The organism is Mesorhizobium sp. IMUNJ 23033 (genome assembly GCF_044778005.1).
Classification (GTDB): Bacteria; Pseudomonadota; Alphaproteobacteria; order Rhizobiales; family Rhizobiaceae; genus Mesorhizobium; species Mesorhizobium amorphae_A.
This window is the reverse complement of record NZ_JBJACT010000014.1, coordinates 73,984-88,288: the sequence shown is the minus strand read 5'-3', so window position 1 is coordinate 88,288 and position 14,305 is coordinate 73,984. Positions and strand designations below refer to the sequence as shown.

Below are 14,305 nucleotides of genomic sequence, written 5' to 3'. Positions count from 1 at the left end.
CGAATATGGGCTGATTTGGGCGATCGCCGCCAGCCCATCCGGAAAGCCTTGTGCCGGCCGGGGAAAAACACTAATCCAGCCGCGTGGGGCCTGTAGCTCAATGGTTAGAGCCGGCGGCTCATAACCGCTTGGTTGGGGGTTCGAGTCCCTCCGGGCCCACCATCCAGTCCTCCCGTTTTTCGGGATTTTCGACCGTCTCAGAATAGCTCCGACATTTCCGTGGGTTAGCGCCGAGTAGTGGGCAACACTTGGCTGAGACGCCGCAGTAAACGTCCAAAACACCTGACGTTTAGTCGTCCGTCTCTGTCGGGCGAATTCCGTAGCCAAGTGTTTGCCAAAGCGATGGTCGACTGGTAAGCGAGATGCTCGCCGGATGGTTAGAAGCCCAGAAGTACAGCCTGGTCAGTCCAAGCAAGGGGGAGGTCCGCCAATCGGGACAGCCGGTGCGCCGTTAGTTCAACAGGTTGATCACCTGCAACGATGTTGGCCGCAATTTTCGGAGCGAGGAACGCGAAGGGCAGGAGGCGGCTGACCTCAGATGTATCGGTGCCGTTGAGCATGGCAACCTCAGTGAGGCTGCGATTGGCTCCGTCCGTAAGTTGGTGGAGGTACAAGTGGGCTCGACGCAGAAGGTCGATCAAAGTGCCATCGGGTTTTCGGTTGCTGTCAGATCCGTCTGTAAGCACGATCCGCGTTTCGACTCCGCGCCGCTTCATACCGATTGGACATTCGATGGAAGTTACCTGGGCACCATCGCTGGGTGGCAGAAGCCGGTCGAGAAGCAATTCTGAGAGCGAGCGGCGATCCAGTTCGATGGTCAATGATCCGGGCTTGAGGGTGATCCTGCTAACGATCCTTTGGAGCAGAGATCGTTTCGCGTCTGAAGTGCCCGACGTCAAACGCGACGGCATCTCGTCGGCTCGCCGCATCGCCGACTGGGTTTCGCCAGCGTCGGCCCATTGCCGAATCCAATCAGACAGTTGAGCATGATCGCTGAGAATCCGATTCAGGCGATGTTCAACAGCTGACTCAATAGCCTGCGCAGGAAGACGCCAGCCCGCGGACCCGTTTCGCCGCTGGTCGACCAATTGCTTCGAGACATAGTAGCGATAGCGGACACCTTGCTTGTTGGCATGAACCGATCGCAATTTCTCACCGGCCTCATCGAAGAGCAGACCGGTGAGCAGATGAGGTTGTGTGACATTGGAAGCACTTCGCCGCCGCGGCGCCTGTGAGGCAAGCAGCGCCTGGGCCTCGTCGAACATTGCCAACGTGACGATTGGCTCGTGCTCGCCGTCGTAGACCTGATCCTTGTGCCTGATCTTGCCGATGTAGATCGGGTTCGAAAGAAGGTGGTAAAGGTTGCCGCGACCAAACGGCATGGTGACGGCAACTGATCCGTCTTTGCGTTGTCGCGTCCGTGTCGAAAGCCCATCACTAGCAATCTCGTCGACAAGATCCCGAACCGACTTCAGGGCGAGATAGCGGGTGAAGATGTGTCTGACTGTCTGCGCTTCGGTTTCGTCGATCACCAGCTTGCGGTACTCGACGCGGTAGCCCAAGGGCACCATGCCCCCCATCCACATGCCTTTCTTCTTCGATGCAGCGATCTTGTCACGGATGCGCTCGGCTGTGACCTCTCGCTCGAACTGAGCAAAGGACAGAAGCACGTTGAGCGTAAGCCTGCCCATAGAGGTGGTGGTGTTGAACTGCTGGGTTACCGAGACAAACGAGACGGAGCTGGCATCGAAGATCTCGACAATCTTGGAGAAGTCTGTCAGCGAACGGGTAAGGCGATCGATCTTGTAGACCACCACCACATCGACCTTTTTGTCCCGGATGTCTTGCAGCAGACGCTGCAGGGCAGGGCGCTCCATCGTACCGCCCGAGATGCCGCCGTCATCGTAGCGGTTTGGCACCAGCTTCCAGCCGAGACCTACCTGTGATGCGATGAAGGCCACACAAGCTTCGCGCTGTGCATCGAGCGAATTGAACTCTTGTTCCAATCCCTCTTCGGTCGACTTGCGAGTGTAGATGGCACAGTTGAGGCGAGGGGTTGCTGTCATAGGCCGAAGAACCTCGGCCCAGACCAATGGGCGCCGGTGATGCGGCGGGCGACTGCCGACAGCGATCCGTACGTTTTGCCGTCGAGCACGAAGCCGTCGTCGACAACTTCGACGATGTGCATCTGGCCATTCCACTCCCGCATTAGGCGGGAGCCGGCCCTTGGCGGAAGGGATCGTAGCGATGACTTCAATGCCTTGTCCGATGATGTTGGACGGACGGATGGAACTCCGTCCTGGCGATCCGATCCAGTATTGCTCGGTAGGACAGAATCCAAGTTGGTCCGATGCGGGTTGCTTGTCCCGAGTGTTTTCTTAACGGTCGAAGTCAAACCGCCCAATCGCTTGGCCTGGAGATGCCAGGCAGCCGACCGCTCAAGCAAGCCACGTTTGACCCCTTTGGGCGACGCGCAGCCATGGGCCTTTGTCCAGGCTGCTGTGAGTTCATCACGCGTGAGATCGCCGACTCCGGCGATCTCACTATCCAAATCCCGTCTCTTGCGCATCAAGGTCAACCGGCGGTCTTCGCCTCGACAATGCGGTATCGCCGTTGTCCGTCCTTGCCGGTTTCGCTGAGGACTTTGTGGCCGAGCTTCTTCTTGACGGTACCGGAGAGGAAACCCCGCACCGAATGCGCCTGCCATCCCGTTGCATCCATCAAGACTTGGATGGTGACACCCTTGGCCGATTTCAGCTTCTTGAGGACCATGTCGGTTTTGGTAGGCGTTACGGGACCTTCATCCTTTGCCTTCTTGACGATCACCGAGGCGGTCACACCGGACTTCTCGCGCGGCTTCCGGGTGGGGGTGCTGTTGTCGACGCTGGACGCCGTCTCGCCTGCTTCGGTGTTGTCGGCCTTGGCGGTGGTGTTATTGAGGATAGCCATTTCAGGTCTCCATCAGTTAGAAGCCCGGACCATTCCGGCGCTTGTACTGACCGAAGCCCGCTGTCCTGGCGGGCTGGAGATTCTGCTTGGTCTTAATCCGCTGCTCTTCTGCTGCGCTGGGAACAACCAATGCTTCGTTGCCGTATGAAGTCCAGTCGAATGTCGCTCCCTCGTGGTTATTCGACAGGTTCCCCAACGGCAGCTTTGCGCCTCAACTCGGTCGTTGAGGTCCGGCACTGTCAGTCCTCAAACCGGTCGTTTAATCCCACGGCGTCTAGGATGTTCCGGCGGCCCATTCCTCTGCGGTTGCAAGGTTGAAGGTGTGAGGCGACAACCGGACCCACTATGTCGGGCTGGAGCGACTGCAACGACGCGAGTGGAGACGGCAACAGCCAGTCAATCCTGGTTCAGGAACGAGGGGGGCCGCGCTTTCTCAAGTTCCGCCGGGCCAGCGCGGCCAAGAAGTGAATGCGCAATCTAAAAAGGAGGTGTGAGAGCCGGCTGCCTTTCGGCGGGATTGCTCCCGCCTCGGCAAAACGCACCAGGTCTCGTCTGAATTCCTGCCATTGCCCTTTGCTCTTTAAGAATTGAACCCCTTCCTGCTTTTCATGATGCTCGGCCCATTTGTAGAGGTGGGCATCATCGACATGGGATTCCAAATGTCCCTTCGGATTCCTCAGCAGGTCAGCCATCGGGAGAATATCGTCAGGGGACGCTCGGTTCTCATGCTCCCGGCGCAAATGCCAAGCCAGCATGTCCGCCGCTTGGAGCGGCGGCAGGAGTTTGTCGTTCTCAAAGGCAGGGACGCCGTTGATTAGACTTCGGGCTCTGCGGGGGATGTTTCGCTTCATCTGGTGGAACAAGAGGGACATGTCTGCGCTTACGCCGTCTTGTCCGTCAAATATGTATTCGATTCGAGTCTTGGCTTTGATTTCTGCGACGTAGCGCGCAACGCCGGATATCACGCTAAAGCAGCAGATGAAGTGCGGACTGCCCAGACCGCGAGGCGAGACGGGGGTAAGAACGCGAAAATGCTCGCCGCGATTGATCGTGAACTGGAAAGACAGGGGCTCGAAATGGTTTATGACCCGTGCCAAACCTTTCAGCTTCTGATCGCGAGCCTCCTTCGTCCATCCTTTGAACTCGCCGCGAAGGTTGTTCGCTTCGACCATTCGCAAGTAGGCGATCGAGGGCCGCGCCTGTAGCTCCTCGCGCCATGCCTCGGAAAAGAGCTGCCATCTGTCGGCTCGGTTGAGGTAGCCGGCCATGAACAGCCGCTTGTCTCCTTTGTCACTGGCTGAGTCGTCGCAGAACGCCTGAAGGAGGACAGAGCTTTGTCTTCCCCGCATTTCTACGCAGCTCTTTTCAGGAGGTCTACGCCGATAACCGTGACTTCATCTACCCCCGGAAACGCATGCGCAATCTCCTCCCAACGGTTCTGGAGCGCCGCAATCAGGCCTTCAAAATCAACCCGATTGACTCCTCCTGGCACGTCCCAGCCGGCCTTTTCACCATTGCGCACGAGAACGAAAATGCCGCGCGTCGATCTGTTATCGCGCAGATAGTCGCCGCAAAGCTGGTTCTCCAACCGCTCGAAAAGTTCGGGGCCAGTCCACTTGTCGGCCAGCTTCAACTCTGCCGGCACGGGTGCATCAAATCCCATCCCGTGAAACCTGATGTCGGGTTTCTTGGCATCGGCAAACTCCTCCTCTTGCGGAACGGAATAGCGGGCGGACGCCTTTTCACGAAGCTCACGCCCGATATATTTCCGCATATCGGTTTCACGCGTCGCACCGGCTTTGAGTATTGCCGCGATGCTGCTGTCTCCGTTCTCCAGATCATCCTTCAAATCGAGGAACCGCATCACCGCAAGCTCCGCCAGCTCTCGGTGATTGGCAGGTGTTCGCTCCAACTTGTCATGGAAGTCGCGGACGTGCGCAGGCATCCACGGCACGATATCCGAATCCTGCTCGGCCTTCACCTTTGCCAAGTGGGCGAACCATGGACGGGATTCCACCTCCGGGTGGGATTGAGATATCTCTTGCAGTGCCAGGAAGGCTTCCTTGCCGGGTATCTTGTTCAGCAGATCAAAAAGCCCGTTTCTTGAGTCCTGCGCATTGTCGCGCAAACCTGGTGAATAGATGCCCTTGCCGGCGCGATCGATATCCTCGCTTCGCCGGATATGACCGTGCATGAGCAGATAGAGGGTCTTCAAATGTCGAGGTGTTTGATATCTAGCCCTGGTGCTGGCTTCGCTTCTGCGGCCGCCCCATAGATTTGTCACGAAGCTCATTGCGAATTCTGTTCGCGCCTCGCCCTCCGACAATTTTTCAAAATAGGCCGCAAGGTCGGAAATTGAGACTTCAGGCTCAACACCTACCCAGACAGCGTACCAGTGCGCTACATGTTCTGGAGTATGTACCGACCGGACTTTTTGCGAGGCGAGTTCCGATATTGCTTCATCGGACAGTGCTGATCCCTGCAAAATCTTGAGGAGCTTGCCCAACGTGGCTGCGTTTGCAGGCTCAGATTCCTTCACTAGATTTGCGATGTGCGGGCCGAGGGTGGCCCAACTCCATTCACCGGACCAGCTAACGTCACTGAGGACGTAGTGATCCTCCTTCTCAGGTGTCGCTTTTGAAAGCTCGAAGCGAACCTCCTGAAGAAGGAAATCCGTGACGGTGCTCGTATGCGCCTCGAAGAGCTTGGGAAACCAGGTTGGGAAACCGTTTAATTCGAACGAGGCATAGCGACAGGCGAGTTCGATGTCTGCTTCGCTTAGACTTTGCGCCCAATTTGGTGTCTCCTGTGCTTCGATTTCGAGTCCGGCCAAGCCCAGAATTACCGACATTGGTGTCGAGTTTTCTGGCGCACCTTCGGAGCGAATGACAGGCTTTTCGCGGCGCCAATGGGCAACAATCCCATCTCGGAAGGCTTGAGCGACGTCCTCGCCGAACTCGCTTTCCAAAATCTTCCAGTTGCCATGTGTCCACCGACCGGAGCGATCGCTATCGCGGCGCATCCGGTCGTGAAGGTAGGTTAGGCCGTTGAAGACATACCCAGATTTGGTCAGACTTGGGTCGCGCAATTTGTCGAGATTTTCGCTCAGATACTTTTTTGAGTCAGCGAGGTTCTTTTCCTCTTTTCGCTTTCTTTCCTCCGAGCGTCTCTTCCACTGCGCTTCCTGGCGTTTCCACGCGCGCGCATCTTTTCCTTGTGCCGACGGATTGAGGAGCTTGTCCAACTCATCCGACAACTCCGTGTTGCCAGAGACGAGCCGCTTGAGCTTTTCACGCCACAAACGCGGCCGGTCATTTGTGATGTAGAGTCTGAAAGCCAACGACAGCGCGACGAGCTTGTCGTCTTGGAAAGACTGAGTTGCAAGTTGTTCGGAGACGTAGTCGAAATCCTCCGCGCCAAAGCGCCAGAACGGCTCCATGACAAAGACCGGCCAGAAATCGGTAAGCCGTTCGTTGCGCTTTTTGTCTCGCCGTTCTCTCGCGACGTCAATCTCATACCAAAACAGCGCCCTATTCAGTTCTGGCCACTCTGGCACAAGTGTTGAGAACTTCGTTTTCGCATCGTTGAGTTCGCTGTCGAGATAGTGGCGTCCCATTCCGAATTTATCGAGGATAGCTAGCACGGCGGGTTGTAGTGACGCTGCGTGGCGGGCTTGAATCAGGCGCTCGGCTGCTTGTGAAGCGGGCGACATCAGCCAGGTGAATTTCTGCGATATTTCGCAAAGGCGCCTTTCCACCACCGGCGGTGTGTTGAGCAATTGATCAAAGCCAATGAGCAACTCTGGCAGTTGATCGAGGTCGGCGGCCTGAACGAAAGTGCTCACAGCGTCGGAAAGGCGATCGACGCTGTACCGTTCTTTCTCGTCCGTTTTACCCAAGCACTCAAGCAGCCACTTGATCGTGTCCGGCGTCGGAGCGGTTTCCTTCGTCAATTCCGCAAGCCAGTCGCGGTTCAGTTCCGTCGCTTCTGCGAGAAAACTTTTGCGGATGTCTTCTTGATCCCGCGCGGGCCCGACTGCCCGAACTGCTCTAAACGCGGCAATGCGCGTGTACTGTGAAGCGGAAGGTGAAAGCGCGATCTGCTTTGCCTCGGGCAATGCACCGGAGAGCTGGCCCAGCCAAACCATTCGGAGCAGAAAAGCTTTCAGTTCTTCATCGGTCGCATACTTGCTTAGAAGGCTGCGCACATCGTCTGTCAGATCGGGATTGGAGAAGCGTTGTACAGCCGCGTAGTCAGTCATCGAGCGGCCGGATGTGCCGCTCGCCAGTTGTTCGCAGACTTCATGGAGAATAAGCCTTCGTGTCTCCAACGGCAACTGGCTCGGATCGCCGCCTTCGAAAACCGCCTCAGGGGCAACTTTTCGCAACCTCTCTCGGATCTTGGGATCGAGAATAGCCAACCAGGGCAAGATCGGGCGAAGCGTGGGGACGATGATGCCCAGCCCGTACTGATTGGTGAAGAAGAGGGTTTCGATTTTTCGTCGCGAGGTTTCCCGGCTCAGCAGATCAGCGAACCATTCGGCCGCGAGGTACTCGCGGACGGACCGATGATGGAAGCGCACAGTTCCATAAATTGCTTCGTCGAATATCGGGCGGGACAGCAGCGTTGAGCATTCTCTGTCGTCCCAATCAGGAAGCACGTCGTGGAGAGCAATGCCTTTCGAATTTTCGGCCCCATCCGGAACTCGGATAGTCGAGTCCTGGGCCAACGTGGTCGCTGCGGCTATCAGCCTTGCTCCCTGCAGAGCTTTCTGAGGCGCTAGGGGGTATACGTCGACGCGCTCTTGGTCTCTCTCCTGGAGGCGCCTGGAGATGCTGTTGCGCATGATTTCCAGGCGGCTTCCGATGCGGCCCTGATCAAGCCAGAATTCCGTCAGCTCCATCAAATCCTGTGGTCTTGACGTGAAGGACCATGCATCGGCGCGCTCGATGGCCTCGATGAAGGCTTTGGTGTCCTTGATGCCACGGGCATTTGCAAATGCCTCGATCTGAGAGCGAGAAAGGTCATCCAACGTGACGATCTTGAAGACGGGCTGGGACTTTTCTGCCGATCTATCAGAAGTCTCAACAGCGTCCTCAATCGTATCGTCGGTGTCGGAAGCCTCGTCTTCCTTCGCCGTCGTCGTGGCAGGTGTGAAAGGCAGATGAGTGATGCAAAGCGCAAGATCGGTCTTGGGGCGCCACGCATTGGTTCGTCCGGTGACAACGATGTGCGTGCGATCCTTCGCCGTTGCGATCCGCCTTCCTAGCTTCTTAATTGCGAGCACGAAGTCTGCTGGATTGCGCAGGCGCGCCTCGTCAACGGAGTCCAGCAAAAGCCATCCCTCATCATTCGATGCCAGCCACGACTCGAACTCTTCAAACGTCCCGACCTCGAATCCGTCCTCGAAATCGTTGGGTACATGCTCGAGACGGATGAAAAACGCTGACTTATCTTGGGAACGTAGATCGAGGGCGATATTCCGAATTTCAGCTGTTTTTCCTGAACCGGCTTCTGACAGGATAATGACGCGGTACCGTTCAATCAGGTCGGACCAAGAAAGCCGATCACCGACATGAAACGCATGACTTAGGTCGAGCTCATCGTCCTCGTTGGCGTACTTGGACAGCTCGTGAAAAAGTGCGGTTCAGCTCTATAAATTGATATTCGGAGTCGCTTTCGGTCATCTGATTCCATTTGGGATGCGTGCGACACCTTACTATCACGCGCAGCGGAACAAGAGAAAAACAACCGAGCAGCACGATGCTTCTCATGCCGCTGATACGGCCTGTCAGCGGAATCCGACAGGCCGCCCCAAAATGTTCACGCCGGAGGCAGTAGGGGCGCTGAGGTGAAGAGCTAACTGTGGAACATTGGACCAATTGCAAGCCGCTGGCCCGCTTCCGGCCCACCGCGCCGCCCAAGACGCTCAGATCGTTTCTCCAATGCCCAAAGTTGGCCGAAGGAGAACGACGATGGGTATTTCCCAATATGAGTCGGCAGCCAGGCGACTGCCGGCATCGAACGCTGTGAAGATGCCTTAGAGCTAGCCGAGGCAACGGAGGTTTGAGGGAAAGCGGCTCCACTTTCCCAGCGGACCCGCCAACCGGGGTGCGCCTCAGTTCGGTCGCAGCCTTCACATTGTTGCTCCCAAGCCGTCCGAGCGGATTCCGTCGAGCGTAGTGAGACAGGAGCCCGGCCGGCTTGGCCGGGGCGCCAGTCCAATATGGAAGCGAGTTGCGGACTCTGATAATAGTCTCCGGGGGGGAGCTAAAATGGCCGGAGAAAAGGCGCGTCTTCGCACGCTCAACATTCGTCTATTGCGTGAAGGCCGAACTATAGTTGACGCGTTCACGCCCACTTTTGCTCAGGGAAGCGACCGTGCTCTGGCGCAGCGGCCCTGGAATGGCGTGGAAGGGGCATCGCTGTATATCGGTCAGATCTATTCCAACCCGCCATCTTGGGTAGATTTTCTCAGCCCGCAGAGTGCGGACCTGCCGGCAGACATTTTTGCCAGTGGTGCGGGGGCGGCGGTGTTCCTGCCGATCGGAGATAGAACTGCCGCCATTTGCTTCGGGCATATCCACATTGCGCTCAACGACGATGCTTTCGAGCGCCAGTTCGGATTGAAGGTCACACTTAATACCGTGCCTAGAGGTCAGCTTCGCACGCTCGATCTTGCCACGCCCGACGCCGTGACGTTTCAAAAACGTGTGCAGGCGAGTCGCGACAGCGATCTCCAAGCCTTTGGTGTCGATATGTTGCGGGACTTGGCGCGCGTCGCAGGCGGTACGCCAACTGACTTAACATTCGTTCGTGGCCCAGTCAGACCAGAAGGTACCGATATCTTTCCGTACAGGATCGTGAACAGTCTCCAGCGACCATCGGGCCTCGCTTCTGATCAATTCGATGCGGACGCGCGGCTGCCTAATGTAGGTGACGCCCGCCCGGGCTCGGGTTCGGTTTCCATCATGCCGCTTCATCTTACCGGCTCCGCTTTCTGCGATGATGGTGCCAGATAGATTGGCCGGGCAATCGCACCCCCGGCACCATTTTTTGGATGCTTTCGTAGCGATGGGGTCGATCGACGCGGCGTATCTCTAGGTCGTGCCGAGCAGGCGGGGGACTGTCTGCCACCCACTTCAGATACTGGCTCAAGGCGTCCACCTGGTCGTCATTGGCTCCGAAGGGGAATGCGGTCAATTCGTCGAGGAAGTCCTCGACACCGGGCGTATCCCGTACGACATGAACCTGCTGGCCATAGATCTTCCCAGCAACGGCGTCGAGGCGATCGATCTTGGACGCCCCACCGACCTTCACCTCAATGACGTTCAGTCCGTGCTCTCGCAACTCTGAGGCCAACGCGAACCCGGTTGAGGCGGCTTCAACCAGATGATGTGTCGGTCTGAACCGCTCATTCACCTCCAGCGCAACGGCCTTTAACCTCCGAAAGTCGTAGCGCCCACGAACGATCTGCAGCAAATAGTGCACCTGTTCGAAACGAAGCATCACCAGACCGACAGAGTAGGACGACCCTGGGATTGTGCTGGAGGCACAATCCCATGAGACAACTATCTGCCCGTCACCTGGTCGACTTTCATCGATAGGGAAATGCGACCGTTTGATCGTTCCCGCCTCGCGTGGAACGGGATGCTGCTGGTACTGCGTGGAATAGACATATGCCGGCAGGGCATCGATTGCGGCGAGAACGTCCTGAGGAAAGTACCTTAGCGTTTCGCCTTTTCGTCGGTCGAAAATCACTCCATTGTGCTCAATGTGTTCATCGTCGATGGCCCGAAACGGGATGACCACGTGACGGAAACCCAGCTTGACGAGTAGGGGGGTCAAATCATCCTCGTGGTAGCGATGGCACAGCATGAAGATCGCACCGGCGTTGTTGAGGCGCGTTGCGATTGTATTGAGATAAATGTCTCTCACTTGCGTGCGCGCTGACTCGTATTGGGCATTCTGTGCAGTGGTCACATCGTCGATCAGGATGAGATCGGCCCCACGTCCCTGGATACCGCCTTCCATGCTGGTGGCCAGAAATCCGCCGCCTGCGGAGGTACGAAAGTCGGTCAGCATCTCGCGGCTCGGCTGAAGAGCAAAAGTTGGATACAAATTGCGGAAGAATGCGCTCTCCATCAGCATCTTGAGTTTGCCTGCCAAATCCACGGCAAGCGCCTTGCCATAGACAATCAGCATTACCTCCTTCTTGGGATGGGTGGCTAAGAAGTAGGCTGCCAAAGCCACCAGAAGGTAAGACTTACCGTGTCGCGGCGGCATGTTGATTACCACCTGCTGAAGCGTTGTCGGAAAAGTCAGGTCTTCCGCGTAGGCAGCAACAAGATCGATGTAAGGGCCATGTTGATAGCCTAGGACCATTAGCTCCAGAGCAGCTTGTGCGAATGCAACAAAAGACCGGCGCTTCGCGGCGTAAACCAATTCGCGGTTAGTCATCTTCCTGCTCCGTGGTCGATTGCGGCACCGACGCGGTCGCCTGTTTCTGTTGCAGCCTTCGCGCCACGAACTTCTCAAGGATTTCGACATCGCTGGCGCTGATCGGTTCGTCATCGTGTGGGGGACTGTCAGTGGGAACCTTGAACTCGTGGGGCAGCAGCTTGACGAGTTCACCGAAGGCTCGGTTGTCGCCCGCGAGCGCTCGACCTAAGACCGATTTTGCTAGTGCGGCCGCTTTTGTGATTTTCCGCTCGATGCCGTTCTCGCGAACGGTCACTTTCTGCCGAAGTTCGGCGCGGAGTTCGGTTCCGATGCTTCGGATCTCCTTCGGCCTGCCTCGCGGATTGCCGGAACGGCCGGGCTTGAAGCGCGATTTCTTCGGTGGTTTGCCGTAGCCAATCTCGTAGTCGTCCTCGGAGTCGCTCATGACAGGCTACCCGGGATTGCAAGGACTGACAGCCGACTGCGCGCTGCGATATCTGAGCGCGACTGCTGGCCGAGCACATTCTCGGCAAGGCGACAGCGTACGTTTGGAAGCCTTCGTTTATTCGAATGCATGGACTTCTCCTCTGCACCCTTCGGAACCCTGCGAGACGGAGGGGGAGGGCGCGACGGGTCTCGCGCCGGCGCTGGCTCATAAGATAAGTTTAAGCAGTTTCGGGGCGGTCGATTTGGAGCGACCAGGGTGACACCTGGTCGCTCCAGATACGCTGCGCCAAGGTCGGTTACCGCCACCGGCGACATTGGAGGCCCTTCAGAAATTCTCGGACGCACCTGGCGGCTTGGGGCTCTGTAGAAGCGGCGGGGTTTTTGAGACACCGCGAGCCCTTGGTTCTGCGTTGGAGAGCTTCTCGGCCTCGCAGAAGGTCATGCCGTCGCCAACGCGCACAGCGTCCCTACCGGTCTCGGCTCGCCAACGGCGAATGGCGAGGTCGACAAAAGTTGGTTCGATCTCGATCCCGTAGCAGGTCCGGTGAGTGCGTTCCGCCGCGATCAATGTTGTTCCCGACCCCAAGAATGGGTCGAATACAATGTCGCCTGGCAAGCTCGCATCGCGGATCGCGTCGGCAACCATCGTTGAAGGCTTTACGGTCGGATGTTCGGCGAGCAAGTGCCGCTCCGGCCCCATGACGTTGACGCCCCGATAGTGCCAAACATTGGAGCGCGACCTCCCGTGCTTCCCAAGCTGTACATTGTTGCAGTGAGGCTCACCGACCCGCTTGAAGATAGCGATCAATTCGTGCTGCGAGCGCAGGAAACTACCCATGCCCGCATTGGTTTTGACCCAGACCGCCAAGTTGATCAGCTCGAGATCGAGCGACTCACCTGCGTTGATCAAGGCTGCGATTGAACGCCAGTCCATGCAGACATAGGCAAGTCCACTTGCGCACAGGTTGGCAAAGACTTCGGACAGCGTCGAGCGGAGAAAGGCGTTGAACTCGGCGCTGCTCATCTCTCCAGAGGCCATTGCGAATTCGTTGTGAGACGGCTTCCCCAAGCCTGAAACGTGGCCGTTTATCGGAACGTTGTAGGGAGGATCCCCAAAGCTTATCGCCGCATTTCGGGACTCAAACAAAGCCTGCGAAAGCGATTGATCGCGAAAATCGCCGCACGCGACTCTGTGCGCCGTTGCAGACTGGCCCAGGCTCCATATGTCGCCATACCTGGACACGGGTATATCGGAGACCATCCTAACATCGATATGCTCCTGCGCGCCGGAAGGTTCATCGATGATCTCAATGACGTTCTCGATTTCGACGGTGTCGAAGCCGGTGAGATCAATATCGTACCCGACTTCAATCAAATAATTGAACTCTCGTGCGAGTGCCTTCTTGTCCCAGACGCCACCCTCTGCCAGGCGATTCATTGACAAGCGGACAGCGCGTCTGTCGGGTTCAGTCAGGTGGGAGATGTCGATCGTCAAAACATGAGTGAGCCCTGCATCGCGAGCAGCCTCTAATCTCGCGTGCCCGTCGACGATATATCCACCCTCTTCGATGAGCAGGGGGCTAAGCTGCCCGTATTTCCTTATGTGGGCTGTTATCTTGCGGCGCTTCTCGCGCGGATGGTTGCGCGAGGCGAAGGGTGAGGCCTTCAGCTCCGAAATGGGAGTGAGGTGCATTTCGAGGTGATTTGTCACGGTGACCTCCATTGCGCATGGAGGAGCCCATGCCCCTATATATAATGGATTTTGGGCAAGGTGACCGCGCTGGAGCCTGGGTTTGGATCAGAAATCTGAAAATCGCTAAGAGATTTTCGAGCCAAGTGGCGAAAATGCAACTCATGGTGCGGCCTGACGGCGGGGTTTCGACTTGGGTATCCGAGCTGTCGGACGAGTTCTAGGCTAGGGCTCCGACTTTTCGCCGATTTAGGTCGCATAATATGCAGTCTGGAACGCGCTGCTGCTAGTGGTCCGTTTGAGGCGCCAGCAACATGCAGGCAATGCGCGCACGAGATCGTTAGGGTACGACACAGTCCGGTTTCCGAAAGGGTTGGTAGATTTATTTCGCTTCAGGATCTGCGCCTCTGCCGTTTGCTTAGTGTAGCGGGCATGAACTTCCGTCCCTATGTCAGGCTGGAAGAGGCGCTGACGCTTCCCTACTGCGTCGTCACCGATTGGGATCCTCTTGGCGGCACCACGCCTCCCCTTGGCAAGAACCGAACTTTTGATCTCTGGCAGGACATGCCTTCCGTCCGTGGCAATCCGCCGGTCGCCGGCCGCCTTCACGACCGTCGCGGCGGAGCAAAACCAGGCTACTCCTGAGCCTCATTCTTCCAGCTTCAAAAGGCCGCTCGCTCGCGGGCGGCCGTCGCCAAGACCTTCAAGGCCTGCTTTTGCTCCGCCCCAGTGGCCCGGATTCCGACCGCCGTAACTTACAACGCCTTGCAATCCATC

10 protein-coding genes and 1 tRNA gene are annotated in these 14,305 nt (G+C 57.2%); 3 read left to right on the top strand and 8 right to left on the bottom strand.

The annotated features are described in order from the left end of the window. The first annotated feature begins 86 nt into the window (after positions 1-86). A tRNA-Ile gene (locus ACFX5Q_RS17055) sits at positions 87-162 on the top strand. A gap of 215 nt (positions 163-377) precedes the next feature. Here the strand turns inward: ACFX5Q_RS17055 and ACFX5Q_RS17050 are convergent. The 5 genes from ACFX5Q_RS17050 to ACFX5Q_RS17030 form a co-directional block, all read right to left on the bottom strand. Continuing rightward, positions 378-2,066, bottom strand: coding sequence for a recombinase family protein (locus ACFX5Q_RS17050; RefSeq protein WP_404279802.1), 1,689 nt, complete (start codon positions 2,064-2,066; stop codon positions 378-380). Beyond that, positions 2,063-2,569: a DUF2924 domain-containing protein gene (locus ACFX5Q_RS17045; protein ID WP_404279974.1), complete on the bottom strand. Its 507-nt coding sequence runs from the start codon at positions 2,567-2,569 to the stop codon at positions 2,063-2,065. The genes ACFX5Q_RS17050 and ACFX5Q_RS17045 overlap by 4 nt, the downstream gene beginning before the upstream one ends. 5 nt (positions 2,570-2,574) lie before the next feature. Continuing rightward, positions 2,575-2,949: a DUF3489 domain-containing protein gene (locus ACFX5Q_RS17040; RefSeq protein WP_404279799.1), complete on the bottom strand. Its 375-nt coding sequence runs from the start codon at positions 2,947-2,949 to the stop codon at positions 2,575-2,577. Positions 2,950-3,356: 407 nt separating this feature from the next. After that, positions 3,357-4,298, bottom strand: coding sequence for a DUF3800 domain-containing protein (locus ACFX5Q_RS17035; protein ID WP_404279797.1), 942 nt, complete (start codon positions 4,296-4,298; stop codon positions 3,357-3,359). Between the two features lie 2 nt (positions 4,299-4,300). Continuing rightward, positions 4,301-8,284 (bottom strand): hypothetical protein, encoded by a 3,984-nt coding sequence (locus ACFX5Q_RS17030; protein ID WP_404279794.1) that lies wholly within the window; start codon positions 8,282-8,284, stop codon positions 4,301-4,303. Between the two features lie 940 nt (positions 8,285-9,224). Between ACFX5Q_RS17030 and ACFX5Q_RS17025 the strand changes: the two genes are divergently transcribed. After that, positions 9,225-9,971: a TIGR04141 family sporadically distributed protein gene (locus ACFX5Q_RS17025; protein WP_404279793.1), complete on the top strand. Its 747-nt coding sequence runs from the start codon at positions 9,225-9,227 to the stop codon at positions 9,969-9,971. Here ACFX5Q_RS17025 and ACFX5Q_RS17020 read toward each other — a convergent pair. The 3 genes from ACFX5Q_RS17020 to ACFX5Q_RS17010 form a co-directional block, all read right to left on the bottom strand. After that, entirely contained in the window at positions 9,934-11,409 is a 1,476-nt protein-coding gene (locus ACFX5Q_RS17020) for a hypothetical protein (protein ID WP_404279791.1), read from the bottom strand. The genes ACFX5Q_RS17025 and ACFX5Q_RS17020 overlap by 38 nt on opposite strands. Continuing rightward, a complete protein-coding gene (locus ACFX5Q_RS17015; RefSeq protein WP_404279789.1) occupies positions 11,402-11,836 on the bottom strand; it encodes a DUF5681 domain-containing protein in 435 nt (144 codons plus the stop codon). The genes ACFX5Q_RS17020 and ACFX5Q_RS17015 overlap by 8 nt, the downstream gene beginning before the upstream one ends. A 327-nt stretch (positions 11,837-12,163) precedes the next feature. After that, a complete protein-coding gene (locus ACFX5Q_RS17010; protein WP_404279787.1) occupies positions 12,164-13,549 on the bottom strand; it encodes a site-specific DNA-methyltransferase in 1,386 nt (461 codons plus the stop codon). A 411-nt stretch (positions 13,550-13,960) separates the two neighbouring features. On the opposite strand from ACFX5Q_RS17010, the gene ACFX5Q_RS17005 reads away from it, so the two are divergent. Beyond that, entirely contained in the window at positions 13,961-14,173 is a 213-nt protein-coding gene (locus ACFX5Q_RS17005) for a hypothetical protein (RefSeq protein WP_404279785.1), read from the top strand. The last annotated feature ends 132 nt before the right edge of the window (positions 14,174-14,305 follow it).

What these genes read in the sequence shown, in the direction of transcription:
- ACFX5Q_RS17025 (WP_404279793.1), top strand. Translation starts at nt 9,225, where the DNA reads ATGGCCGGAGAAAAGGCGCGTCTTCGCACGCTCAACATTCGTCTATTG.
- ACFX5Q_RS17040 (WP_404279799.1), bottom strand. Translation starts at nt 2,949, where the DNA reads ATGGCTATCCTCAATAACACCACCGCCAAGGCCGACAACACCGAAGCA.
- ACFX5Q_RS17020 (WP_404279791.1), bottom strand. Translation starts at nt 11,409, where the DNA reads ATGACTAACCGCGAATTGGTTTACGCCGCGAAGCGCCGGTCTTTTGTT.
- ACFX5Q_RS17045 (WP_404279974.1), bottom strand. Translation starts at nt 2,569, where the DNA reads ATGCGCAAGAGACGGGATTTGGATAGTGAGATCGCCGGAGTCGGCGAT.
- ACFX5Q_RS17015 (WP_404279789.1), bottom strand. Translation starts at nt 11,836, where the DNA reads ATGAGCGACTCCGAGGACGACTACGAGATTGGCTACGGCAAACCACCG.
- ACFX5Q_RS17050 (WP_404279802.1), bottom strand. Translation starts at nt 2,066, where the DNA reads ATGACAGCAACCCCTCGCCTCAACTGTGCCATCTACACTCGCAAGTCG.
- ACFX5Q_RS17035 (WP_404279797.1), bottom strand. Translation starts at nt 4,298, where the DNA reads ATGCGGGGAAGACAAAGCTCTGTCCTCCTTCAGGCGTTCTGCGACGAC.
- ACFX5Q_RS17005 (WP_404279785.1), top strand. Translation starts at nt 13,961, where the DNA reads ATGAACTTCCGTCCCTATGTCAGGCTGGAAGAGGCGCTGACGCTTCCC.